The 23366-nt window shown below is 64.0% G+C and carries 22 protein-coding genes; 14 read left to right on the forward strand and 8 right to left on the reverse strand.

Annotated features, from left to right (window positions below; genetic code table 11):
• Position 1 precedes the first annotated feature (1 nt).
• From ACIPY3_RS06030 to ACIPY3_RS06055, 6 genes are read left to right on the forward strand one after another with little or no spacing between them, the layout of a single operon-like run.
• A complete protein-coding gene (locus tag ACIPY3_RS06030) occupies positions 2–2131 on the forward strand; it encodes an acetyl/propionyl/methylcrotonyl-CoA carboxylase subunit alpha (protein WP_400331349.1) in 2130 nt (709 codons plus the stop codon).
• Positions 2128–3291 carry an acyl-CoA dehydrogenase family protein gene (locus tag ACIPY3_RS06035; protein WP_400331352.1) on the forward strand — a complete coding sequence of 388 codons (1164 nt, stop codon included), beginning with the start codon at positions 2128–2130 and terminating at the stop codon, positions 3289–3291. Before ACIPY3_RS06030 ends, ACIPY3_RS06035 begins: the two co-directional genes overlap by 4 nt.
• 20 nt (positions 3292–3311) lie before the next feature.
• The gene (locus tag ACIPY3_RS06040; RefSeq protein WP_400331354.1) at positions 3312–4094 is read left to right on the forward strand and encodes a CoA transferase subunit A; all 783 of its coding nucleotides are present in this window, start codon (positions 3312–3314) and stop codon (positions 4092–4094) included.
• Between the two features lie 8 nt (positions 4095–4102).
• Positions 4103–4849: a CoA transferase subunit B gene (locus tag ACIPY3_RS06045; protein ID WP_400331653.1), complete on the forward strand. Its 747-nt coding sequence runs from the start codon at positions 4103–4105 to the stop codon at positions 4847–4849.
• Complete coding sequence (locus ACIPY3_RS06050) at positions 4846–5358, forward strand: MaoC family dehydratase (RefSeq protein WP_400331357.1); 513 nt, start codon at positions 4846–4848, stop codon at positions 5356–5358. Before ACIPY3_RS06045 ends, ACIPY3_RS06050 begins: the two co-directional genes overlap by 4 nt.
• 28 nt (positions 5359–5386) lie before the next feature.
• The gene (locus tag ACIPY3_RS06055) at positions 5387–6226 is read left to right on the forward strand and encodes an HpcH/HpaI aldolase/citrate lyase family protein (RefSeq protein WP_400331360.1); all 840 of its coding nucleotides are present in this window, start codon (positions 5387–5389) and stop codon (positions 6224–6226) included.
• A 79-nt stretch (positions 6227–6305) separates the two neighbouring features.
• Here the strand turns inward: ACIPY3_RS06055 and ACIPY3_RS06060 are convergent, their stop codons facing one another.
• The 7 genes from ACIPY3_RS06060 to ACIPY3_RS06090 are packed head-to-tail and all read right to left on the reverse strand — an operon-like array spanning position 6306 to position 13567.
• Positions 6306–7427: a Gfo/Idh/MocA family protein gene (locus ACIPY3_RS06060; protein ID WP_400331366.1), complete on the reverse strand. Its 1122-nt coding sequence runs from the start codon at positions 7425–7427 to the stop codon at positions 6306–6308.
• Positions 7412–8113 (reverse strand): ThuA domain-containing protein, encoded by a 702-nt coding sequence (locus tag ACIPY3_RS06065; RefSeq protein ID WP_400331373.1) that lies wholly within the window; start codon positions 8111–8113, stop codon positions 7412–7414. The genes ACIPY3_RS06060 and ACIPY3_RS06065 overlap by 16 nt, the downstream gene beginning before the upstream one ends.
• 34 nt (positions 8114–8147) lie before the next feature.
• Positions 8148–9152: a sugar phosphate isomerase/epimerase family protein gene (locus tag ACIPY3_RS06070; protein ID WP_400331378.1), complete on the reverse strand. Its 1005-nt coding sequence runs from the start codon at positions 9150–9152 to the stop codon at positions 8148–8150.
• Positions 9149–10393, reverse strand: coding sequence for a Gfo/Idh/MocA family protein (locus ACIPY3_RS06075; protein WP_400331380.1), 1245 nt, complete (start codon positions 10391–10393; stop codon positions 9149–9151). Before ACIPY3_RS06075 ends, ACIPY3_RS06070 begins: the two co-directional genes overlap by 4 nt.
• A 12-nt stretch (positions 10394–10405) precedes the next feature.
• Complete coding sequence (locus tag ACIPY3_RS06080) at positions 10406–11311, reverse strand: carbohydrate ABC transporter permease (protein WP_400331383.1); 906 nt, start codon at positions 11309–11311, stop codon at positions 10406–10408.
• Between the two features lies 1 nt (position 11312).
• Positions 11313–12242: a carbohydrate ABC transporter permease gene (locus ACIPY3_RS06085; RefSeq protein ID WP_400331386.1), complete on the reverse strand. Its 930-nt coding sequence runs from the start codon at positions 12240–12242 to the stop codon at positions 11313–11315.
• Positions 12239–13567: an extracellular solute-binding protein gene (locus ACIPY3_RS06090; protein ID WP_400331389.1), complete on the reverse strand. Its 1329-nt coding sequence runs from the start codon at positions 13565–13567 to the stop codon at positions 12239–12241. The genes ACIPY3_RS06085 and ACIPY3_RS06090 overlap by 4 nt, the downstream gene beginning before the upstream one ends.
• A 210-nt stretch (positions 13568–13777) precedes the next feature.
• Here ACIPY3_RS06090 and ACIPY3_RS06095 point away from each other — a divergent pair, with 210 nt between their 5' ends.
• The 3 genes from ACIPY3_RS06095 (at position 13778) to ACIPY3_RS06105 (ending at position 16810) form a co-directional block, all read left to right on the forward strand.
• Positions 13778–14836 (forward strand): LacI family DNA-binding transcriptional regulator, encoded by a 1059-nt coding sequence (locus ACIPY3_RS06095; RefSeq protein ID WP_400331391.1) that lies wholly within the window; start codon positions 13778–13780, stop codon positions 14834–14836.
• 182 nt (positions 14837–15018) lie between these two features.
• Positions 15019–15381 carry a hypothetical protein gene (locus ACIPY3_RS06100; RefSeq protein WP_400331394.1) on the forward strand — a complete coding sequence of 121 codons (363 nt, stop codon included), beginning with the start codon at positions 15019–15021 and terminating at the stop codon, positions 15379–15381.
• A 52-nt stretch (positions 15382–15433) separates the two neighbouring features.
• Positions 15434–16810, forward strand: coding sequence for a hypothetical protein (locus tag ACIPY3_RS06105; protein WP_400331397.1), 1377 nt, complete (start codon positions 15434–15436; stop codon positions 16808–16810).
• Between the two features lie 16 nt (positions 16811–16826).
• On the opposite strand, the gene ACIPY3_RS06110 is transcribed toward ACIPY3_RS06105, so the two are convergent.
• A complete protein-coding gene (locus ACIPY3_RS06110) occupies positions 16827–18287 on the reverse strand; it encodes a lipase maturation factor family protein (protein WP_400331399.1) in 1461 nt (486 codons plus the stop codon).
• A gap of 100 nt (positions 18288–18387) precedes the next feature.
• Between ACIPY3_RS06110 and dxr the strand changes: the two genes are divergently transcribed.
• Genes dxr through ACIPY3_RS06135 form a run of 5 tightly spaced genes read left to right on the forward strand, consistent with a single transcriptional unit; the run spans position 18388 to position 23350 of the window.
• On the forward strand, positions 18388–19572 hold the full coding sequence (gene dxr, locus ACIPY3_RS06115; protein WP_400331402.1) for a 1-deoxy-D-xylulose-5-phosphate reductoisomerase: 1185 nt from the start codon (positions 18388–18390) through the stop codon (positions 19570–19572).
• Positions 19573–19611: 39 nt separating this feature from the next.
• Positions 19612–20943, forward strand: coding sequence for a M50 family metallopeptidase (locus tag ACIPY3_RS06120; protein ID WP_400331405.1), 1332 nt, complete (start codon positions 19612–19614; stop codon positions 20941–20943).
• Positions 20944–21002: 59 nt separating this feature from the next.
• The gene (locus ACIPY3_RS06125; protein WP_397323971.1) at positions 21003–21296 is read left to right on the forward strand and encodes a YciI family protein; all 294 of its coding nucleotides are present in this window, start codon (positions 21003–21005) and stop codon (positions 21294–21296) included.
• A gap of 46 nt (positions 21297–21342) precedes the next feature.
• Positions 21343–22509 carry a flavodoxin-dependent (E)-4-hydroxy-3-methylbut-2-enyl-diphosphate synthase gene (gene ispG, locus ACIPY3_RS06130; RefSeq protein WP_387433889.1) on the forward strand — a complete coding sequence of 389 codons (1167 nt, stop codon included), beginning with the start codon at positions 21343–21345 and terminating at the stop codon, positions 22507–22509.
• Positions 22472–23350 carry a DUF4081 domain-containing protein gene (locus ACIPY3_RS06135; protein ID WP_400331656.1) on the forward strand — a complete coding sequence of 293 codons (879 nt, stop codon included), beginning with the start codon at positions 22472–22474 and terminating at the stop codon, positions 23348–23350. The genes ispG and ACIPY3_RS06135 overlap by 38 nt, the downstream gene beginning before the upstream one ends.
• Positions 23351–23366: the final 16 nt, after the last annotated feature.

Genomic DNA, 23366 nt, shown 5'->3' on the forward strand with positions numbered 1-23366 from the left:
CATGACACTGCCAGCACCCGCCGCAAAACCCCTGACCAGGGCCGGCACCGCACCCTTCACCACCGTCCTCGTCGCAAACCGCGGCGAGATCGCCTGCCGGGTAATCCGAACCCTGAAGGAGATGGGAATTCGTTCGGTGGCCGTGTACTCCGATGCGGACAGGCACGCCAAGCACGTTGCGCTCGCGGACACCGCCGTGGCCATCGGCGGCACGTCCCCGTCCGAGAGCTACCTGAAGATCGACGCCATCATCGACGCCTGCCGCCGGACCGGCGCGGAAGCCGTGCATCCCGGCTATGGCTTCCTGTCCGAGAACGTGGACTTCGCCAAGGCCCTGGGCGCCGCGGGCCTTACTTTCATTGGCCCCGGTGTCGAGGCGCTCGAGGTCATGGGGGACAAGATCCGGTCCAAGAACCACGTGATGGGCTTCGGTGTCCCGTGCACGCCGGGCATCGCGCGGCCGGGCCTCACAGACCAGGACCTCATCGACGCCGCTCCCGGCGTCGGCTTTCCCCTCCTGATCAAGCCCTCCGCGGGTGGCGGCGGCAAAGGCATGCATGTGGTTGAGCGGCCGGAGGACCTTCCCTCGGTCCTTGGAACGGCCCGCCGCGTGGCAGCCTCCGCCTTCGGGGACGACACGTTGTTCCTGGAACGCCTGGTCAGCGCACCCCGCCACATCGAAGTCCAGGTCCTGGCCGATAACCATGGCAACGTCATCCACCTCGGCGAGCGGGAATGCTCGCTCCAGCGCCGGCACCAGAAGGTGATCGAGGAAGCTCCCTCGGCACTGTTCGATTCGCTTCCGGATGGGGCAGCGCTGCGGGACAAGATCGGGGAAGCAGCCTGCAATGCGGCCCGGTCAGTCAATTACAGCGGCGCCGGCACCGTGGAGTTCCTGGTCTCCGACGAGCACCCGGATGAGTTCTTCTTCATGGAGATGAACACGCGGCTCCAGGTGGAACACCCGGTCACGGAGATGGTGACGGGTATCGACCTCGTTGAATGGCAAGTGCGGATCGCCGCCGGCGAGCCCCTCACGGTGACGCAGCCCGACGTCGTGCTTGACGGCCACGCAGTGGAGGCGCGCGTCTACGCGGAGGTGCCCGAGCGGAACTTCATGCCCTCCATGGGGCGGGTGGAGTTGCTGGACGAGGGCGGCAAGGACCCGGGGGTCCGGATCGACTCGGCCATGCGGACCGGACTCGAAATCACCGGTGACTACGATCCCATGCTCGCCAAGGTGATCGCCTGGGGTCCGGACCGCGCGGAAGCCTTGGACGCGCTCGACGCCGCCCTGGCCGGATACACACTCCTCGGCGTTGACACCAATGTGGAATATCTGCGCTTGTTGATCAACGATCCGCAGGTCCGTGGAGGGCACCTGGACACGGGGCTGATCGAGCGCAAGCTGCCGGGCATGGTTTTTCGGCACGTTGGTGCCGACGAGCTGACGGCCGCCGGGGTGGCCCGCTGGCTGGAGCGGTCCGGTTCCTTGCAGGCCGGACGCGCCTGGGCCAGCCCGGACTCGTGGCGCCTGGGTGCCCCCGCCGCATGGAGCACCACGTTCGGCCTGCCAGGCGGGGCAACCGCCACCGCTTGGGTCACCGAGGAGCAGGGGCAGCTGAGTGTCAGGGTCGACGGCGGTGCTGGCGTCGGGCGCGCCGCCACGCCGGTGACCGTGCGTGACCACAGTGCAGACCGGCTGGAGCTGGAGATCGACGGCGTCGAGGTTACCTTCGCCCTCGGCTCCGCGTATGGTGCCCTCTACCTCGGCAACGACGGCTGGTCCTGCCGCCTTGAGGTACTGGGACGGGCCGAGAGGCTGCGGCGGATGCTGGCCGGAATCCAGCGTGAAGAAGGCACCGCCGATCCGGAGGTGCGCTCGCCGATGCCCGGAACCGTGGTTTCCGTCTCCGTTGCAGACGGCGACCCGGTGCAGGAAGGACAAGTGCTGCTCGCCGTCGAAGCCATGAAAATGGAACACCAACTGGTGGCATCCGTGTCCGGAACGGTCCACCTGACCACCACAACCGGCGACCAGGTCAAAGCAGACCAGGTCCTCGCAACCATCCACAGTGCAGCACCCGCCGAAGATCCGGCGGCCGCCACAGACAAGGAAGTCCAGCCATGAGCACTTTTGACCTCTCCGAGGAGTACCAGGACCTCAGCGATTCCGTCCGGGAGTTCGCCGACGAAGTGGTGGCCCCCGTCTCCGCCAAGCACGACGAAGAACACAGCTTCCCCTACGCGATCGTGAAGCAGATGGGGGAGATGGGCCTGTTTGGCCTGCCCTTCCCCGAGGAGTACGGCGGCATGGGCGGGGACTACTTCGCCCTGGCCCTGGCCCTGGAACAATTGGGCCGGGTGGACCAGTCCGTGGCCATCACCCTGGAAGCCGGCGTTTCGCTGGGTGCCATGCCGGTTCACCGCTTTGGGACCGAGGAGCAGAAGCGGGAATGGCTGCCCCAGCTTGCTTCCGGCAGCGCGCTCGCAGGCTTCGGACTGACGGAGCGGGAAGCGGGTTCAGATGCCGGCGGCACAAAGACCCACGCCCACGTGGAGAACGGCGAGTGGGTGATCAACGGCAACAAGGAGTTCATCACCAACTCCGGGACTGACATCACCACGCTGGTCACCGTCACGGCTGTGACCGGCAAGGAAGAACGTCCGGACGGCAGCGTCAAAAAGGAAATCTCCACCCTTCTCGTCCCCACTGAAACGCCCGGCTTCAAGGCCGAAAAGCCCTACAACAAGGTGGGCTGGAACGCCTCGGATACCCATCCGCTGACCCTGGACAATGTGCGAGTGCCCGAAGCCAATCTCCTGGGCCAGCGCGGCCGCGGCTACGCCAACTTCCTGTCCATCCTGGACGAGGGCCGCATCGCCATTGCCGCCCTGGCCACGGGCGCGGCCCAGGGCTGCGTGGACCTTTCCGTCAAGTACGCCAAGGAACGCAGTGCTTTCGGGCAGAACATCGCCAAGTACCAGGCCATCCAGTTCAAGATCGCACGCATGCAGGCCAGGGCCCACACGGCACGCCTGGCCTACTACGACGCCGCGGCCAGGATGCTGGCGGGCAGGCCGTTCAAGACCGAAGCGGCCATCGCTAAGATGGTCGCAGGCGAGGCAGCCATGGACAACGCGCGGGACGCCACCCAGGTGTTCGGCGGCTATGGCTTCATCAACGAGTTCACCGTGGCGCGCCACTACCGCGACTCCAAGATCCTTGAAGTCGGTGAGGGCACTACGGAAGTCCAGTTGATGCTCATCGCCCGCGAGCTGGGTCTGTAACCGCAGGGGAAGGATCAACGATGATTGACAAGGTTGTTGCCAGCGCCGCGGAAGCGGTGAAGGACATCCCGGACGGTGCCTCGCTCGCCGTCGGTGGTTTCGGCTTGTGCGGGATTCCCGTCGCGCTGATAGACGCGCTCCACCAGCAAGGAACCACGGAACTGGAAACCGTGAGCAACAACTGCGGCGTGGACGATTGGGGCCTTGGCATCCTCCTCAAAGATGGCCGCATCCGCCGGACCATCAGCTCCTATGTGGGCGAGAACAAGGAATTCGCCCGCCAGTACCTCGCCGGTGAACTGGAAGTGGTGCTCACCCCACAGGGCACGCTCGCCGAGAAGCTTCGGGCCGGCGGCGCGGGCATCCCGGCATTCTACACCAAGGCCGGTGTGGGAACCCAGGTTTCCGAGGGTGGCCTTCCGCAAAAGTACGACGCCGAGGGCAACGTCGCGGTGGCCTCGGCACCGAAGGAGGTGCGCGCCTTCAACGACGCCGACTACGTGCTGGAGGAATCGCTGACTCCCGATTTCGGGCTGGTCCACGCCTGGAAAGGAGACCGCCATGGAAACCTGGTGTTCCACGCGGCGGCCATGAACTTCAATCCGCTCTGTGCCATGGCCGCGCGGACCACCATCGCTGAGGTGGAAGAGCTCGTGGAACCGGGGGAACTTGACCCGGAGCACATCCACACCCCCGGTATCTTCGTCCAACGCGTGGTCCTCGCGCCGGCGGCGGAGAAACGGATCGAGAAACGGACGGTGGCCCTGTCCGCCCCGGCCGACACCAACCAGGCGGGAGCGTAGCCGTGGAGATGAACAGCCTGCAGGATGTCCCGCCCCGTCCCGAAGCCGTGCGGCACGAATACCGGCGTGCCGACGTCGAACATCACGAGGCAAAAGGGTGGACCCGGAACGAACTGGCCGCCCGCGTTGCCAAGGAACTGGAAAACGGCCAGTACGTGAACCTGGGCATCGGCATGCCAACCCTCATACCGAACTACATTCCGGACGGCGTGGAAGTCATCCTGCACTCGGAAAACGGGATCCTCGGCGTCGGTCCGTATCCTGCCGAGGACCGGGTTGACCCGGACCTGATCAATGCGGGCAAGGAAACCGTGACCACCAACGCCGGTGCCGCGTTCTTCGACTCGGCGTCCTCCTTCGGCATGATCCGGGGAGGCCACGTGGACGTGGCGGTCCTTGGGGCCATGGAGGTGGCGGCCAACGGCGACCTCGCCAACTGGATGATTCCGGGCAAGATGGTCAAGGGCATGGGCGGGGCCATGGACTTGGTGTTCGGTGCCAAAAAGGTCATCGTGATGATGGAACACGTGGACCGCAACGGCCGGCCGAAAATCGTGCAGGACTGTGCCCTGCCGTTGACCGGCAAGGGCTGCGTAGACCGCATCATCACGGACCTTGCGGTGATCGACGTCGTCAAGGACGAAGGCGAGCCGCGGCTGGTGCTCCGCGAACTGGCGCCGAATGTCACGCTCGACGACGTCCTGGCCGCCACAGGGGCTGAGCTGTTCGAAGAAGACCAGGAACTGACCGTATGACCGACTCCACGCCACGGGTGGTCGAGCAGCGGGGGCTCTACTTTGACGAGTTGGAGGAGGGCGTCGTGTACGCCCACAAACCCGGCCGGACAGTAACGGAGGCGGACAACGTCCTGTTCACGACCCTCACCATGAATACCCAGGCCCTCCACCTGGATGCGGCATGGAGTTCAACGCAACCGTTCGGGCAGAGGCTCATGAACTCAATGTTCACGTTGTCCACCATGGTGGGTCAGTCCGTGGCGCAATTGACGCAAGGAACCATCGTTGCGCAGTTGGGCCTCACGGATGTCACGTTCCCACACCCGCTCTTCCACGGGGATACGCTGTACACGGAAACGGTGGTCAGCGGCAAACGGCTCTCCTCCTCACGGCCCGGACAAGGGCTGGTCACCATGCAACACACTGGCCGCAACCAGGACGGCGATGTGGTGGCCTTGGCAACCAGGACCTGCCTGATGTGGACCAAGGACGCCCACGCGGCCCAATCGTCCGTTTCCGAGCCGTAGAACGTCCGCCCAGCAGCAAGGAATCCTAATGCCTTCTTCCGATGCCATTCCCTTCACCATGGGTCCGGCCCTATTGTTCTGCCCGGCCGATCGTCCGGAGCGGTTCGGCAAGGCAGCGGATCGCGCCGACGCCGTCATCCTGGACTGGGAAGACGCCGTGGCGCCCGCGGACAAGCAGCGTGCACGGGAAGCGGTTCTCGTGCAGCAGGGCGCGGGCGGCCTGGAGCCGTCCCGGACCATTGTCCGCGTGAATCCGGTGGGGTCGCCCGACTTTGAGCTCGACCTCGCGGCTTTGGCGAAGACGCCCTACCGGACCGTCATGCTCGCCAAGGCGGAGAACGCGTCCCAGCTGAAGGCGCTGGAGGGCTACCGCGTCATTGCCCTGTGTGAGACAGCCGCCGGTGTGGTCAACGCTGCGTCCATTGCCGCGGAACCGAACGTGGTGGCGCTGATGTGGGGCGCCGAAGACCTGCTCGCGTCGCTGGGTGGCCTGTCCAGCAGGAACGACGACGGCGGGTACCGGGCGGTTGCGCTGCACTCCCGTTCCGCTGTGCTGCTTGCAGCCAAGGCCGCAGGCAAGGAAGCCATTGATGCCGTGTACGTGAACATCCCTGACCTGGACGGCCTCTCTGCCGAGGCGGAGGACGCCGTGGCCAGCGGCTTTGGAGCGAAGGCCTGCATTCACCCAAACCAGGTGGCGGCGGTGCGGGAGGCCTATGCCCCTGCCCCGGAAGCGGTCGCCCACGCTTCGGAGTTGCTTGAAGCCGCAACTGCTGCAGGCACAGGAGTGTTCCAGTTCAAGGGAAAGATGATCGACGGACCCATCCTGAAGCACGCAGAGTCGGTGCTTCGCAGGGCAGGTCTCTAAGCCGGCGCGAGGTGGCACTTCATGCCAATGTTTCGTGAAACACTGCCATCACATGCCACCTTGGCGCGGGCACGAAGCGCTACGCCCGGACTGCAGCCGCCAGCTCCGTCAAAGGGACGGCAGCAGGTCGCTGCACCGTGCTGGTGATGGGCACTGCCACCCCTGACGTGGCGGATTCCAACACGGATTCCATGACTTCCAGGGCATGGAATGCCAGCTCGCCACCAGCGCGGGGTTCCTGCCCGGACGGCGTTGCGGCGAGGTCGGCGATCCCGAAGCCCCTGCCCGAATCCAGGTAGCCGGCCGAGACCGGCAGCGTCTCCCAATCCTCGGCGCCAAGGGCGAACAGTTGCACTTCGCCGTCGAAATGGTTGGGGTCCGGCACCACGAGCGAGCCTTTTTCGCCGTGGATTTCGATGTTGGGGCTTTTGGTCTTGACCGCGTCGAAGCTCATGAAGAGCGTGGACAGGGCACCGGAAGCGTGGACCAGGACTCCGGTCACATGCGAGTCGATGTCCACGGGAACCTGCTGGCCTTCGCGGGGACCGGAACCGATGGTCCGCTCGGTCCGCGTGTGGCTTGCCGCGCCCAGCACCGAGACCACAGGACCCAGCAGCGTCACGAGCGCCGAGACGTAGTAAGGGCCCATATCCAGGAGGGGTCCGCCGCCGGGCTGGTAGTAGAAGTCCGGGTTCGGGTGCCACCGCTCGTGGCCCGGTGTGGCCATGGTGGCGGTGGCCGAAACCGGGGCGCCGATCAGGCCGTCGTCGATCGCCTTGCGGGCCGTCTGGATGCCTGTACCCAGGACGGTGTCCGGCGCGCAGCCCACCACCACGCCCGCGGCGCGGGCGGCTTCGAGGACCTGGCGCGCCTCGGAGGTGGTGGCAGCCAAGGGCTTTTCGCCGTAGACGGATTTCCCGGCGGCGATGGCCTTCAGCGCGATCTCGGCGTGGGCTGCCGGGATGGTCAGGTTCAGGACCAGGTCGATGTCATCTGCTGCCAGGAGGTCTTCCACGGACACGGCCCGGACACCATCGTAGGAGTCGGCTACGGCCTGGGCGCGGGAGGAATCGAGGTCGGCTACGGCCACCAGGTTGATCGATTCGAGGCGGCGGAAGTTGGTGAGGTACTGCTCCACGATCTTGCCGCAGCCGATGATGCCGACGTTGAGGTCAGTGCCGCTGTTCAACGGGTTGCCCACAGCATGCCCCTTTCAATGATGGTGCGGACGTTGGTGTCCTCAAGGACTTCGACGCGGTGCCCGGGGGTGCAGACAAAGATCTTGCCTTTGCCCCATTGGCGGGTCCAGATGGCGGGTGAGGTGACTTCGCGGTTCCACGGGTCCCATTCGCGGACCTTCTGCGTAGTGGTTGCCAGGACGTCGATGTAGTCGTCGGCGAGGACCCAATATTGCTCAGTGACCAGGTCAAAGTCGGACAGTCCGGCGGTGATGGGGTGTCCTGCGGCGGCCGGCAGCAGGTTCACGGTGTACGGGACGTAGTTGTCTGATTGTTCTCCGACACGTTCCTCCGGGTGTTTGCCGGGATGGCAAGCGAACTGGCCACCGATCAGGTGGAGGTAGTCAGAGTTGTTCCGGTAGGAATCGGCAATGCCACCGTGCCATCCGGCCAGTCCGGTGCCGTTCTCTACCGCTGTCCGCAAGCCTTCGAACTCGTCCTTCTCGATGGTGGACATGGTCATGCACTGCACGATCAGGTCCACTGAGGCCATGTATTCGGGGTCGGCATAGATCTTGGGCGACTCCTCGACGCGGACCTCGAATCCTTGGGCTTTGAGGTAGGGGATGAAGAGTTCGGTGGCCTCGACGGGCTGGTGTCCGTCCCAGCCGCCGCGGACCACCAGGGCGCTCTTGGTGTTGTTTGTCATGGTTTCCTTCGTTTCGGGGCGTATCCGTTGGTGTCTATCGCGTGGCGAAGGCGGCATCGAAAGCCGCGGCCGGAGGTTGGATCGTGGCGAGGTCACGGACCATGGCCAAGGCCTGAGGGGCACCGACCAACCGGTCCATTCCGGCGTCTTCCCATTCGATGCTGGTGGGTCCGTCGTAGCCGATCGCGTTGAGGGTCCGGAAGATGGGTTCCCAGGCCACATCGCCGTGGCCGGCAGTGACGAAGTCCCAGCCGCGTCGGGGGTCGGCCCACGGCAGGTGCGAGCCCAGGCGACCGTTCCGGCCATTGAGTTGGCGGACGGATTCCTTCACGTGGACGTGGAAGATCTTGTCCGCGAAGTCCTGGAGGAACATCACCGGGTCCAGGTCCTGCCAGATGAAATGGGAGGGATCAAAGTTCAGCCCAAAGTTCTCCCGGTGTCCGATCGCCTCCAACGTCCGCTTCGCAGTCCAGTAGTCGTAGGCGATCTCGGAGGGGTGGACTTCCAAGGCGAAGCGCACACCGACCTCGTCAAAGACGTCCAGGATGGGATTCCACCGGTCGGCGAAGTCCTGGTAGCCGCGCTCGATCATTGCCTCCGACGCCGGTGGGAACATCGCCACGCATTTCCAGATGGAGGAACCCGTGAAGCCGGTGACCGTCTTGACGCCCAGTTTGGCAGCCGCGCGGGCCGTGGTCTTCATGGCTTCCGCGGCGCGCTGCCGGACACCCTCAGGGTCGCCGTCACCCCAGACCGCGGGGGAGAGGATATCCCTGTGCCTTTCATCGATGGGATCGTCACACACTGCCTGTCCCGTGAGGTGGTTGGCGATCGCATGGACTGAGAGGTTGTTCTTGTCCAGGATGTCCATCTTGCTTTGCAGGTAGGCATCGTCTTCCACGATCCGCTGCGGATCCAGGTGGTCTCCCCAGCAGGCGATCTCCAGGCCGTCGAAGCCCCATTCACCGGCCAGGCGCGCGACTTCCTCGAACGGCAGGTCTGCCCATTGGCCCGTGAACAGCGTGACGGGCCGGTTCATGATGCCTCCTTGTGGACGTTTTCCCAGCGGCTGGCGTTGTTGGCGCTTTCCTCGACGGCGGCGAGCACCTTTTGGACCTGCAGCGCGTCAGCGAACGACGGCGAGGGCTGCTCTCCGGCGTGGATGGCATTCACGAGGTCCACCACCTGATGCGTGAATCCGTGCTCATAGCCGAGTCCATGGCCCGTGGGCCACCAGTTGGCCGTGTAGGGGTGCGTCGGCTCGGTGACCATGATCTTCCTGAAGCCTGCGTCCGGCTCCAGTGAGGCGTCGTAGAACTGGAGGGAGTTCATGTCCTCGAAGTCGAAGGCCAGGGATCCTTTGGTTCCGTTGAGTTCCAGGCGCATGGCGTTCTTGCGCCCCAGCGCAAACCGGGTGGCCTCGAAGATGCCGATGGGACCTTGGCGTGATCCGCCGTCGGTGCCTTGCGCGCCGGAGGGCCTGCCGCCGTCGTGCTTTGGCGCGAAACGGGCCGTGAACAGCGCCGCGTCATCCACCGTGACCGGACCCTTGGGCCCGTCCGGGCCGCCTTGTCCGCCGAGGCCTACCAAGTCGCCCGCGAGGGGGCGTTCCTTAACGAACGTTTCCAGGAGCGCGGAAACACCTGTGATGTCCATGCCGGTGATCCACTGGGCAGCATCGATGCTGTGCGCCCCGATGTCACCGAGGGAACCGGAGCCGGACTTGGCTTTGTCCAGGCGCCACGTGAGCGGGGCGTTGGCGTCGGTCAACCAATCCTGCAGGTACTGGGCCCGGACATGGCGGATGTCACCCAGGCGTCCTTCCTCCACCATCCTTTTGGCCAACGCGAGGGCCGGCGTCCGGCGGTAACTGAAGCCGCACATGGAGAGCACGCCGCGTTCAGCAGCGGCCTGGGCCACCACAGTCATCTTCTCCGCTTCAGCCACTGAATTGGCCAGCGGTTTCTCGCAGAGCACGTGCTTGCCGGCTTCAAGGGCAGCGATGGCGATCTCGGCGTGGGTATTGCCCGGCGTGCAGATATCGATCAGGTCGATGTCATCCCGGTCGATGAGCCGGCGCCAGTCCGTTTCCACCGAGTCCCATCCGTACTTGGCAGCCGCAGCCCGGACGCTTTCTTCGTTGCGGCCAGCCACCGCTGTCATTTGCGGGGCGAGCGGAAGGTCGAAGAAGCGCGGAGCGGTACGCCAGGCGTGGGAGTGGGCGGCCCCCATGAAGGCGTAGCCCACCATGCCTACCCGCAAGGGTTTGCTGTCTGCCATGGGAATTCCTTTCTATTTGCTGAATCCGGCGGTCAGGCCACTGAGCAGCTGGCGGCGCCCTACGACGTAGAGCACCAGGATGGGGAGGGTGCTCAGCACCACCGAAGCCAGGACGGCCGGAATGTTGACGCTGTATTCGCCCTGGAACGTCCACAAAGCCAAGGGGAGGACACGCAGGTTGGGGCTCTGGGTGAGCACCAGGGGCAGCAGGAAGCCGTTCCACACATGGAGCCCGTTGTAGATGGACACGGTGACGATTGCGGGCCGGGTAAGAGGCAGCGCCAGTCGCCACATCGTTTGCCATTCGCTGCAGCCATCAAGCCGCATGGATTCGAAGAGCTCGTTGGGAACGTCCCTGATGAAGTTGGACAGAATAAGGACCGTCAGGGGGATGGCAAAGGCGATCGAGGGCAGCATGATGGCCAGGAGGCTGTCATAGAGGTTCAAGCGGATGATCATCAGGTAGATCGGGATAATCGTCGCCTGCAGCGGGATGGCCAGCCCCATGAGGAACATGCCATTCACCAGTTTGAGGAACCGGCCGCGGCCACGGACAATCGCGAAGGCGGCCATGAAGGAGATCAGGACCGTGGGGACCACGGCACCCAAGGTGACCATCACGCTGTTCATGAAGTATCTGGCGAAATCGGATTCGAGGACCAGCTGGTAGTTCTCGAACGTGGGCGAGGCAGGTGGCGCCAAGGGGTTCTGGCCGAAGTAGCCCTCTGACGTCTTCAGGCTGGTAATGACGATGTAGTACACCGGAATGATGATGACCGCGAGCCAGAGCCAGCCGCCAAGGCCGCCCGGAAGGTTGAGCCGCCGGATACGGGTCAGCAGGCCTTGCCGGTTGGCTGGGGGTTTGGTGGGCGAGCCTGTTACGGGCGATTGCTGCTGGGGTGTCAGAACTGTGCTCACGCTACATACCTTCCAATTGGCTGCCCTGCTTGTCCTTGCCACCCAGGCGTTGAAGGAACAGGGCCAATACGAGGCCGATGACGACGAGAATGACGGCGATGACGCTGGCCGGACCCATGAGGTTGGCCCGGAAGCCGCGCAGGTACATGTCCAGGGCCAGGATCCGCGTGGAGTTGCCCGGGCCGCCGCCCGTCAGGACGAAGATCAAGTCAAAGTAGGTCAGCGAACCCACCACCATCAGCGTGGATGATGTGATGATCGTGTACTTGAGCTGCGGGAGCGTGATGTGGAAGAACTGCTTGATGGTGCCCGCTCCATCGATCTGGGCGGCCTCGTACAAGGACTTTGGGATTTGGCGCACTCCACCTTGGTAAATGAGTGTGTGGAACGGCACGAACTGCCAGGCGATGACGAAGATGACCAAGCCAAGAGCAAGTTGGGGTACACCCAGCCAGTCCTGTGCCAGGAAGGGCAGTCCGAGGCCCATTGCCAGGCCGAAGTTCGGGTCCAGGAGGGCCTTGAAAGCGATTGCTACTGCTGCGGAGGAGAGCAGCAGCGGGAGGAAATAGAGGACGGCCAGTGCGGCCCGGTATTTTTGGCTGCCTGCGGTGAAGACTCCCAACAGGAGACTGATGGGGGTTTGGACAAGCCACGAAACGATCATGATCAGGAACGTGAGTCCCAGTGCGTTGTACAGGCCCGGGTCGGCAAGAACACTGAACCAGTTGTCCAACCCGGCGGCCCCGATCGCGCCGATGCCATCCCAGTTGGCGAAGCTCAGCAAGAGCACACCCACCAGCGGGACCAGGGCGAAGACAACAAAGAAGGCCAGTGCCGGCACGGTCAGCCACGCGAGTGCAGAGTTCTTCTGGCCCCCGGCCGTGCCGACTGTTCGGCGGGCAGCGGTCCTGTTAGCTGTTGAAGTACTCATTTGCCCAGGGTTGCGTTCATGTTTTCGGCGAACTGCTGCGGCGTGATCGACTTCAGGAAGAGTTGGTCGATGTTGTTAAGGAGGGCCTCGGCCGCGGTGGGGCTTAGTGCCTGGTCCCAGGACTGTTGGAACGTGGGCGCATTCTTGGCCAGGTCGTAGACGAAGTTGAGGAAGTCCTTGTCCGGAGAGGACGAAAGCTTGCCTTCAATACCGTTCACGATCGGTACGGAACCCGAGTTGATGTAGGCGTCAATGACCGTGTCAGTCATGATGCCGTCCTTGAAGAACTTCTTGGCGGTCTCTTTTTCCTTGTCGGAGGCCTTCGACGAAATGGACATGTACTGCGCCGGGTTGCCTACTCCGCTCTTGGGATCGCCCTTGCCGCCAGCCACCCTGGGGAACTGAACGAAGCCGAGTTTGCCGTCCTGGACAAAGTTTTGCCCGTCCTTCTTCATGGATCCATAGGTCCAGGAGCCATGAAGCATCATGGCGGCCTTGCCCGTGAAAAGGAGGGCTTGGTCGGCCTTGGAATCGGCGGTTATGGAAGAGAAGCCCTTGATGAAGCCATCGGCCGAGACGAGTTCCTGGATCTTGGTACCCGTTTCGATGACGGCCGGGTGCTTCCAGGCATCAGCCTTGCCTTCGAAGATCGCATTGAAGACCTCTGCACCTCCGATGCGGTCCAACAGGTACTCCAGCCACATCATCGACGTCCAGCGGGACTGGCCGCCCAGGGAGAAGGGCGCCACACCCATGTCATTGAACGTCTTCACCAAGGACATGATGTCGTCCCAGGTCTTGGGCGGCTGGACTCCGGCCTTCGCGAACAGGTCCTTGTTGTAGTAGAGCACGATCGGTGCGACGGCCTGGTTGGGCAGGGCGTAGATCTTGCCGTTGACGGTGGCCGCTCCGAAGGACGAGGGAAAGAACTTCTTCTTCAGGTCGGGGTTGGCCTCGAACCATGCAGTCAGGTCTTCCACTTGGTTGGCCTCGGCGTACGTCTTCAAACCGCCTCCGCCCCAGCCGTAGACGATGGTCGGTGCTTGGCCGGCGCCGATGGCGGTCTTGATTTTTGTCTTGTACGCATCGTTTTGGAAGTACGTGATGCTGATCTTGTTGTCGGCATTGGCTGCGCCGAAGGCATCCGCCGCCTTCTGCATGATGGTCTGGTTCGGCTCTCCCGTCAGGAACCACATGCTGGCGCCGCCACCTGCGCCCGTTCCGCCGGGACCTGAGGTTCCACAGGCGGTGGTTGCCATGGCCGCGAAGGGCGTGAGGGCAGCGAGGGCCAGGAAGGAACGGCGGGAGGACTGGAATTGCTTCATTGCTTCTCCATGTGTTTTCGCATGATTGAACAAGGGAGTATTCGAAATGATTCGAAAATTTTCGCTCACCCGATTTAGGTTGCGGTCTAAACTAAAGCGCAAACGTGTGCTCGTCAAGAGCTCCTCTTCTCATTTTCTGGAGGATGTTGCTTCACTGGCGTTGGTGCACGATGATCGAAGCACATCGAAATTTTTTCGAAAGCAGGATTCATGGGAAACAGCAGGGAGTCGGCCAAGTTGACGCTGGCCGCCGTTGCCAAGGAAGCCGGAGTTTCTACTCCAACGGTCTCCAAAGTGGTCAACGGCCGCGAAGACGTGGCCGAAGGGACCAGGGCGAGGGTCCTCGCAGCCCTGCAACGCACAGGCTACAAATCGCCGCTGCAGCGCCGGGCAGTTCCGGAACGCCGGGCCGTGGAGGTGGTCTTCGATTCACTGAATTCGGCCTACTCCGTGGAAGTACTCAACGGGATCATGGAACACGCCGCGGCATCGGACATGGAGGTGATCCTCTCGGTCACCAGCCGGGAAGGTTCCTCACCGCTGGGTCCGGAAGAGCGTGCCCAGCGGATGATCGACGAGGGCCGCAGCGGAATGATTGTGGTGACCTCGGCCTACAACTCCGCACAGTTGGAGGCCTTCCAACGGCGGCAGATTCCCATCGCCGTCGTCGATCCCCTCAATCCGCCACCGGCGGATGTCTGCAGTGTGGGTGCCAGCAACTGGGCCGGCGGAAAGGCCGCCACCACGCACCTGCTGGAGTTGGGACATCGGCACATCGCCTTCATCGGTGGTCCCAGTGAGGCCGAGTGCAGCCAGGCCCGCCTGCACGGCTACATGGCCGCGCTGATGGCTGAAGGCATCTCCGTGGACCACGAGTACGTCTCTGCCGGTGCGTTCCGGCCGTCCAACGGCGTCCGCGCCATGAAAACCCTGCTTGCCCTCGACAACCCACCCACGGCCATCTTTGCCGGGAGCGACAGCATTGCCCTGGGCGTCCTGGCGGAGGCGCGGAGGCAGCACGTCAGGATTCCGGACGACATGAGCCTGGTGGGATTCGACGGGACGCACCAGGCTGAACAGTCCGTACCGCCGTTGACCTCCGTCTCCCAACCACTGCAGGAAATGGGGCGCTCGGCCCTGCGGTTCATCCTCCGTCAAATGCATGGCGAGGACATCGACTCCCGCCGGGTGGAACTCGCCACCCACTTGGTGGTCCGCGAGTCCACGGCCCCGCCGCGTACGTCTCAGGTGGGCTCGGCAGTCCGCTGACCTCAACCTCCGGTGATCCTTCAGGCTCAGTTGCGATCCTTCGCCGCGTGTTGCGTCACGATCGGGTCATCCCGGCCACTTCTGGGTTGTGACCGGTGCGATCTTGGCCAGTCCTGACCACAGGCAGGTCAATCCCGGGACGGGTTTGATCGCACAGGTGAAAGCCAGCGAAGGAGAACCACGTGACCGATCTTCGAACCCCGGGGGCCGCGAAGCAGCCGCCGCACCGTTATCGATTGACGGTGCCCCACGCGGATGAAGCCGTCATCGCGTGGCTGGAACTGCAGGACAACCAGTCGCTGTCCATCCGCATGCTGATCCGGGAGAGCATTGCCCGTCAAGGCTATGTGGACATCGTCAACAGGCCCGTCGTGCAACTCCCCGCCGGCAGAGACCGTCCCGTCGACAGCATCGCCAGTGAAGCTTCCGACGCCGCGCCGGGGGAGCCCACGCCAACCCCCGCCGATCCCGGAGCCGAACCGGAGAATCCGCCTGCGGCGGCGCCAGTTGACGTCAACCACCTCTTCGCCCAACTGCGGCGATAGCGGCGCCCGCTGCAACCCGAACCACACCCACGCACACTGAAGGGACTTTCCCATGACCATTTCGACCAATCTCACCGGCGGCATCGACGTAGGCAATGGCTACGTCAAAGGAATCATCCGCGGACCGCTGGGTTCCGGTGGCTCCGATGGCGATGAGATCGACCTTCCCAGCGGGGTGGCACTTATCACCCGTTCCAATGCACTGCCAACACCGGACCGGGAGGCGCCGGCCCGGATGGAGGGCGACTTCTACAACGAATTGGATGTGAGCTTCGAATCGACACTGATCGGCGACACGTACCGGCGCCTCTTCGGCTTGAGGGCCCTGAGCGCCCAAGGAGCATTTGAGGAATTCGATGTCATTGGCCATCGGAGCAAAGCCCAGCAGGAACTGAGCAAGATCCTGGTCATGGGCGTGTTCGCAGCCAAGGCGGTCCGTGACCACGTGCGCGCCAACGGCTCATTGCCCCCGGGCGAGGAAGTCCTGAGTGTGCGTGCACGGGTGGCGCTGGCGCTGCCCATCGATGAATACCTTTCGCACCGGACCAGCTACGCCGCGGAGTTCATGAACGGCGTCCACACGGTGACGGTGCACAATTTCGAGACGCCCGTGACCGTCAAGCTGCGCTTCATGGACGTGCAGGTCATACCGGAAGGCGCCTCCGCCCAATATGCGATCACCGCCAAGGGCGAGCCCTTGATGGAAGCGATGCTTGCCGATGTCCGCCGTCGGGGCCTTCCCCTGGACGGCATCACTCCGGGAGATGTCCTGGCCGCGCAGCACACCATCGGCATCGACATTGGCGAAGGAACCGTGAATTTTCCGGTTTTCACGGCGGGCCAGTTCAACGCCGATGCGTCCACGACGTTCAAGAAGGGCTACGGATCGGTGCTGACCGATGCCATGAAGGCCATGCGGGACCGCGGATTCCAGACGGGGTTCACCTCCCGCAAGCAACTCTCGGAGTACCTGCATGCCGGGCCGTCGCGGTTGAAGCTGAATTTTTACGACCGCGTCAAGGCATTCGTCGACGAAGAGACCATGTTCTTCGCGAAGGAAGTTGCCGAGCAGTTCGGCCGGGTCTTGGCCGTGGTAGGCGCCACCACGGAGGTCGCCTACGTCTATGGCGGGGGAGCCGGGGCCGGAGCTGTCAAGGAGTACCTGTACAGCGCTCTCCTGGCCAAGGCTGCGGAGATGAACAGCGAGGATTCATTCCCCACCCTGTACCTGGATTCGAGCTACTCACGGCACCTCAACCGCGAAGGCCTCTATATCGCGGCCGAAGCGGTGGAGCAGAAAGCCGTGACCGTACCAACCAGCAAGCGGAGCAGCAAGCGTGCTGCGGTGGATGAAACCGTCGCGGGGGAGGCTGCACCGGATGAGGCCACAGTCCACGGAGCCGCGGGGCTGGCCGACGCTGTGGTGTAGGCCTTGGTGCGGGCAACTAAGGAAGCCACCGGCGTCGCGTGTCCAGTGACAAAGGCGGGATGGCCTCGTAGAGGGGCACGCGCACCCAGCGTTGGCCGGTTTCCCTGAACTCGGCACGGCTGGCGAAACGGTACAGGCAGCTGCGCGCCCGCACCCAACGCGGCCGTTCGCCGTCGAAGGGGTCATGGCGAAGCAGTCCGAGCGTTGGCGCGTCGGCCGCCAGGAGCTTGTCCAGGAAAGCGTAGAACCAGTCCTCGTGGACGGTTCGCAGGGGCAGGAACCACATGAGCCAGTCCAGACGGAGGTGATAGGGCGCCCACTGCCGCGGCAACCGGCTGACATCACCGGGCTTGCCCTTGAATCCGTACTCCAGCCATCGATCGTCCGGCGCGTCCGGTTGCTCGTCCAGCGTCCCCTCCACCACCACCTCGACGCGTTGCTTGATGACCGTCCCGAACGCTCCGTAGGCGTTGACCAGGCGCCACCGGTTAAAACTTGCATTCATGAGCTGCCTGCGCGAGAACAGGTTGCGGAGGGGGCGGTAGCTGAGCACCAGCAACAGTGCCGTCACGGCCAGTACGACGCCGGTCCACCAGATCGGGGATTGGGCGCCCGGGTGCCACTCAAGCGGAATGAAGGGGAACACCGCGTGCGCCACGGGGTCGCTCACGGCAGCGAACGCCAAGACGATGGCCGCCCAGTTGAGCCAGGCGAAATTGCCGCTGGCCACCAGCCATAGCTGGGTGACGATGATGATCCCTGCGGCGATGCCTGCCAGCGGCTGGGGTGCGAACAGGAAGAAAGGGACCACCAGTTGGGCGATGTGGTTGCCGGCCACTTCCACCTTGTGCAAGGGCCGCGGGAGCAGGTGGGCTTGGCGGCTCAGCGGCCCGGGCATGGGCTGGGTCTCGTGGTGGTAGAACATGGCGGTCATGTCCCGCCACTCCCTTCCGCCGCGGATCTTGATCATGCCGGCGCCGAACTCCAGCCTGAAAACGAGCCACACGATCAGGAGCAGGACGGTGGTGGGTGGGGGAGTCTGGTCCGAGCCAAGGAACGCCACGGTGAAACCTGCCTCCAACAGGAGGATCTCCCAACCGAAACCGTAGAAGGTTTGGCCCACATTCACGATCGACATGTACAGGAACCACACGGCAAGGAACGCCAGCATGGGCACCCACGGCGGCCCTGCCTGTGGGACACCGAGCACAAGCGTCGCCGAGACCGCCAGGCCCACCCAGCAGACCAGGCGCAACAACCTGTCCGAATACCGCCAGCGGAAGAGGGTGGGCCTGCCCATCCGCCGCGCCAAGTCCGCGAAGTCCGGAACCGGAAGCAGGCCGCGCTCGCCCAGGAGTACCGGGAATTGGTTCAGCGTGGACAGGAAGGCGAGGAAGTACAGCGCGGCGGTTCCACGTTGCAGGACCTGCCTCGCGAGCTCGTAATCCCGTGCGTCGACCCAGGAAAGCCACTCCACGATCCCCACGCTACGCCCGCGGGGCCGGCGGTCAACAGGGTGTCCACCTGCGGGTGCTGTGGCGTTCACCGGGCACCGCGGCTACTGGGATACTGGAAGCATGCAGCCGCGAAAGATCGTCATCCTCGGGTCCACCGGTTCCATCGGCACACAGGCCATCGAGGTGATCGACGCCGCGCCGCACCTCTTCGAAGTAGTGGCCCTGAGCGCCGGTGGCGGGAACCCCGAACTGATCGCGCAGCAGGCCGTCCATGTCCGCGCCCAAGCCGTTGGAATCGCCAGCGGCGACAGCGGCCAGCTGCGGCAGCTGATCGCCGCATTCGCGGCCTCCGCGGGACTGGGTGCCTATGAACCGGACATCTACGTGGGGCCGGACGCGTCTACCCACATTGCCGCCATCGCCTGCGATGTGGTCCTTAACGGCATTACCGGATCCATTGGGCTTGCCCCCACGCTGGCGGCCCTGGGGTCGGGCGCCACGCTGGCGCTCGCCAACAAGGAGTCCTTGATTGTTGGCGGCGCCTTGGTCAAGGCGGCCGCCCGGCCGGACCAGATTGTTCCCGTGGATTCGGAGCATTCCGCCATCGCGCAGTGCCTGCGTTCCGGCACGGCCGGCGAAGTGGACAAACTGATCCTCACTGCTTCCGGTGGTCCGTTCCGCGGACGAACGCGGGAGCAACTCCAAGAGGTCACACCGCGGGAAGCGCTGGCCCACCCCACCTGGGACATGGGCCTGATGGTTACCACCAACTCCGCCAGCCTGGTCAACAAGGGGCTGGAAGTGATCGAGGCACACCTGCTGTTCGATGTTCCCCTGGACAGGATCGATGTGGTGGTACATCCCCAGTCGGTGGTCCACTCCATGGTCCAGTTCATTGACGGCTCCATCATCGCGCAGGCCTCACCTCCGGACATGCGCCTGCCCATAGCGTTGGGCCTTGGCTGGCCGGACCGGGTGCCACGCGCTGCCCAGGCCTGTGACTGGACGCAAGCCACCAGTTGGACCTTCGAGCCCCTGGACTCCGTGGCGTTTCCGGCCGTTGACCTTGCCAAGGACGCCGCGAAGCAGGGGAGTACGTTCCCGGCGGTTTTCAACGCAGCCAACGAGGAAGCCGTAGAGGCGTTCCATGCCGGCCGAATCCGCTTCACGGACATCGTGGATACTGTGGAGTCCGTCCTCAGCGAACATTCAGGGTCCTCCGAGCTAACGGTGGAGTCGGTGCTGGATGCTGAGGTGTGGGCACGCGCCCGTACCCACGATCGTTTAGCCACCAGCACCTCATAGCCATACCTACCCAGCCTTGATGGAAGCAGTCCCAGCCGCATGAGTCCCGTCCTTCTCTTCATCCTCGGAGTCGTTTTCGTCGCCATCGGCGTCGCTGTCTCCATCGCGCTTCACGAAGTGGGCCACTTGGTTCCCGCGAAGCTCTTCAAGGTGCGCGTGACCAAGTACATGATTGGCTTCGGTCCCACCCTGTGGTCCCGCAGGAAGGGTGAAACCGAGTACGGGTTCAAAGCACTTCCGCTCGGCGGATACGTGGCGATGATCGGCATGTACCCGCCCAACAAGGAAGACGGCGGTGTCCGCCCGTCCAGTACGGGCATGTTCCAGACCTTGGCTTCCGAAGCCCGCTCCGTGGCGCACGAGGAAGTTGGCCCCGGCGACGAGAACCGGGTGTTCTACAAGCTGCCGGTGTGGAAAAAGATCATCATCATGCTCGGCGGTCCCGCCATGAACATGCTCATTGGGCTGGTGCTCACGGCCGTCCTCCTCATGGGATTCGGTACCGCGCAGGCAACCACCACTATCGCCGACGTCTCCAAATGCCAGGTGGCCGCAGGGCAGACCGTGGATCCGGATTCCGCCGACTGCAAGCCCACCCCGGCCGCGGCGGCAGGCCTCCAACCCAACGACACCGTCAAGACCTTCGACGGAAAACAGGTCACCAGCTGGGATGAACTGACGGGCTGGATCAGGGCCTCCGCGGGCAAGGAAGTTCCCATCACGGTGGAACGCAATGGGTCCGTCGTCTCCACCACAGTCACTCCGGTCCTCTCGTCCCGCCCGGTCATCGGTACCGACGGCCGCCAGGAGCAGGACGCCAGCGGCGTCCTGAAATACCAAGAGGTCGGGTTCCTGGGCATAGGCGCCCAAAGCGCCTTGGTGCCCCAACCGGCGTCGAGCGTTTTGCCCATGGCCGGGGAGAACATCAAGCAGATCTCCGGTGTGATCTTCAACCTGCCCGCCAGGGTGGTGGGTGTCGCCAAGGCCGCCTTCAGCGAAGAGCCCCGGGACCCGAACGGCCCCATCAGCGTGGTGGGCGTGGGCCGCGTGGCCGGCGAGGTCGCAGCCATGGAACAGGTGCCGTTGCAGGCCCGGATCGGAACGTTGGTGGGGCTGCTTGCGGGCCTCAACTTCGCCCTGGCGATCTTCAACCTCATCCCCTTGCTTCCGCTGGATGGCGGCCATGTGGCCGGTGCGCTCTATGAAGGCGTTCGACGCCGGGTGGCCGCCTTGCGCGGCAAGCCTGACCCCGGGGCGTTCGACATCGCCAAGCTCCTCCCGGCTACCTACGTCGTGGCCGCGCTCCTGATGGCCATGGGTGCGCTGTTGATCTACGCGGACATCGTCAAGCCGGTCAACATCTTTGGCTAGGCCGATTGGCGGGGCCTTCCGATGGCGGATCATGCGGCGGACCGGGATAGGCTAACTCCATGACTGTTTTCGCTGTTGAGTATGTGTACGTCGCCGAATCCGGCGCCCTCCGCGATGAAGCCCGCCCCGCCCACCGAGCCTGGCTCGGCGACCTGGCTGAAGAGGGCAAGCTCCTCGCGAGCGGCCCGTACGGTGACGGCGCAGGCGCGCTCCTCGTCTTCAAGTCCCAGGATGAGGCCGAACTCAATGAACTCCTGAAGAAGGATCCGTTCGCGGACGCTGGTGCCATCGCCGGAATCCGCACCACTGAATGGTCCCCGATCATCGGCCTCCTCTCGGACCACGTGTCCTAGTCCGGGCATCCCACCACCAGATACACCCCAAACCCAAGGAGTCCACGTGACCTCGGTCAGCCTGGGAATGCCAGCAGCCCCACCACCCGTCCTTGCCCCACGCCGTAAGACGCGGCAAATCAAGGTTGGATCCGTTGGTGTTGGCTCCGATTACCCCATCAGCGTGCAGTCCATGACCACCACGCCCACCACGGACATCAACGCCACGCTCCAGCAGATCGCCGAGTTGACGGCCTCCGGATGCGACATTGTCCGGGTTGCGTGCCCGTCCGCGGACGACGCCGAGGCGTTGCCGATCATCGCCCGCAAGTCCCAGATCCCCGTGATCGCGGACATCCACTTCCAGCCGAAGTACGTGTTCGCCGCCATCGAGGCAGGCTGCGCAGCGGTCCGCGTCAACCCGGGAAACATCCGCAAGTTCGATGACCAGGTCAAGGAAATCGCGGCCGCTGCCAAGGACCACGGCACGTCCATCCGGATCGGGGTGAATGCCGGCTCGCTGGAGCCCGGCATCCTCAAGAAGTACGGCAAGGCCACTCCTGAAGCATTGGTTGAGTCGGCAGTCTGGGAAGCCTCGCTGTTCGAGGAACACGGCTTCCACGACTTCAAGATCTCCGTGAAGCACAACGATCCCGTGGTGATGGTCGCCGCCTACGAGATGCTCGCAGAGAAGGGTGATTGGCCCCTGCACCTCGGCGTCACTGAAGCCGGCCCGGCGTTCCAGGGAACCATCAAGTCGGCCACCGCCTTCGGAGCTTTGCTGTCCCGTGGCATCGGCGACACCATCCGCGTCTCCCTCTCCGCACCGCCGGTGGAGGAAATCAAGGTGGGCAACCAGATCCTGCAGTCCCTGAACCTGCGTCCGCGCAAGCTGGAGATTGTGTCCTGCCCCTCGTGCGGCCGCGCCCAGGTGGATGTCTACACCTTGGCCGAGCAGGTGACCGCCGGCCTGGAAGGCATGGAGATCCCGTTGCGCGTGGCCGTCATGGGCTGTGTGGTCAACGGACCGGGCGAGGCCCGCGAAGCAGACCTTGGCGTGGCCTCAGGCAACGGCAAGGGACAGATCTTCGTGAAGGGCGAAGTCATCAAGACCGTGCCCGAAAGCCAAATTGTTGAGACACTGATCGAAGAGGCGATGCGCATCGCCGAAGAGATGGGGGAGGCCGATGGCGAAGATGCTGTCAAAGGTAGCCCCGTGGTTAGCGTCTCGTAACGGGACTGGCCTGGGCGTCAGGGTGCTCGGCGGTGCCGACACCCTGGCCCTTCGCGCGCTTGCGAACCTGGATCCCGTAGCCAACGTCTTCATCCTCGCCCACCTGGACAGTGTGGGGACGGCTGCGCCCACCAGCGGTGGAGCCAGCGTCATCGGCGTTTTCGACGACGACCGGCTCCTGGGAGCTTGTTGGGCGGGGGCCAACCTGGTTCCCGTGCAACTGGACCCCGAATGGGTGGGCGACGTGGCAGCAGCAGCCCATCAATCGGGTCGTCGTTATGCATCTATTTTCGGGCCTGCGGAAACCGTGCTGGCCCTTTACTCACGGTTTGAACAACTGGGCCACTATGCCCATGAGGTTCGTTCCCGGCAACCGCTCCTGACCATTTCGGGTGCGCCGGCTATTCCAGCCAACCCGTCGCTCACATTCGGTACCATGGCGGACTTCGACGTCATCCTTCCGGCCTGCGCCGCCATGTTCGAGGAAGAAGTGGGGTACTCGCCGTATTTGGGCGGCCAGGACTTCTACAGCCGGCGTGTCGCAGGGCTCATCCGGCAAGGCCATTCCCTGGTTCACATCGATGCCCGGGGCACCGTGGTGTTCAAGGCCGAACTTGGTGCCGTCACGCAGGACGTCACGCAGGTGCAGGGCGTCTGGATGAATCCGGAACTCCGTGGCCGCGGCCAAAGCGCAGGCTACATGGCCGCCGTCGTCAATCTTTCCCGGACCTTTGCTCCGGTGACGAGCCTTTACGTGAACGACTACAACTCGAAGGCCCGGGCAAGCTACGAGCGGGTGGGCTTCAAGCAAGCAGGAACGTTCGCAACTGTGTTGTTCTAGGCCCGGTTCCTTTTCC

This window comes from Paenarthrobacter sp. NPDC089714, from assembly GCF_044748905.1.
GTDB lineage: Bacteria > Actinomycetota > Actinomycetes > Actinomycetales > Micrococcaceae > Arthrobacter.

What these genes read in the sequence shown, in the direction of transcription:
- ACIPY3_RS06040 (WP_400331354.1), top strand. Translation starts at nt 3,312, where the DNA reads ATGATTGACAAGGTTGTTGCCAGCGCCGCGGAAGCGGTGAAGGACATC.
- ACIPY3_RS06045 (WP_400331653.1), top strand. Translation starts at nt 4,103, where the DNA reads ATGAACAGCCTGCAGGATGTCCCGCCCCGTCCCGAAGCCGTGCGGCAC.
- ACIPY3_RS06050 (WP_400331357.1), top strand. Translation starts at nt 4,846, where the DNA reads ATGACCGACTCCACGCCACGGGTGGTCGAGCAGCGGGGGCTCTACTTT.
- ACIPY3_RS06065 (WP_400331373.1), bottom strand. Translation starts at nt 8,113, where the DNA reads ATGACAAACAACACCAAGAGCGCCCTGGTGGTCCGCGGCGGCTGGGAC.
- ACIPY3_RS06105 (WP_400331397.1), top strand. Translation starts at nt 15,434, where the DNA reads ATGACCATTTCGACCAATCTCACCGGCGGCATCGACGTAGGCAATGGC.
- ACIPY3_RS06030 (WP_400331349.1), top strand. Translation starts at nt 2, where the DNA reads ATGACACTGCCAGCACCCGCCGCAAAACCCCTGACCAGGGCCGGCACC.
- ACIPY3_RS06135 (WP_400331656.1), top strand. Translation starts at nt 22,472, where the DNA reads ATGCTGTCAAAGGTAGCCCCGTGGTTAGCGTCTCGTAACGGGACTGGC.
- ACIPY3_RS06090 (WP_400331389.1), bottom strand. Translation starts at nt 13,567, where the DNA reads ATGAAGCAATTCCAGTCCTCCCGCCGTTCCTTCCTGGCCCTCGCTGCC.
- ACIPY3_RS06075 (WP_400331380.1), bottom strand. Translation starts at nt 10,393, where the DNA reads ATGGCAGACAGCAAACCCTTGCGGGTAGGCATGGTGGGCTACGCCTTC.
- ACIPY3_RS06035 (WP_400331352.1), top strand. Translation starts at nt 2,128, where the DNA reads ATGAGCACTTTTGACCTCTCCGAGGAGTACCAGGACCTCAGCGATTCC.
- ACIPY3_RS06055 (WP_400331360.1), top strand. Translation starts at nt 5,387, where the DNA reads ATGCCTTCTTCCGATGCCATTCCCTTCACCATGGGTCCGGCCCTATTG.
- ACIPY3_RS06095 (WP_400331391.1), top strand. Translation starts at nt 13,778, where the DNA reads ATGGGAAACAGCAGGGAGTCGGCCAAGTTGACGCTGGCCGCCGTTGCC.
- dxr (WP_400331402.1), top strand. Translation starts at nt 18,388, where the DNA reads ATGCAGCCGCGAAAGATCGTCATCCTCGGGTCCACCGGTTCCATCGGC.
- ACIPY3_RS06070 (WP_400331378.1), bottom strand. Translation starts at nt 9,152, where the DNA reads ATGAACCGGCCCGTCACGCTGTTCACGGGCCAATGGGCAGACCTGCCG.
- ACIPY3_RS06120 (WP_400331405.1), top strand. Translation starts at nt 19,612, where the DNA reads ATGAGTCCCGTCCTTCTCTTCATCCTCGGAGTCGTTTTCGTCGCCATC.
- ACIPY3_RS06125 (WP_397323971.1), top strand. Translation starts at nt 21,003, where the DNA reads ATGACTGTTTTCGCTGTTGAGTATGTGTACGTCGCCGAATCCGGCGCC.
- ACIPY3_RS06085 (WP_400331386.1), bottom strand. Translation starts at nt 12,242, where the DNA reads ATGAGTACTTCAACAGCTAACAGGACCGCTGCCCGCCGAACAGTCGGC.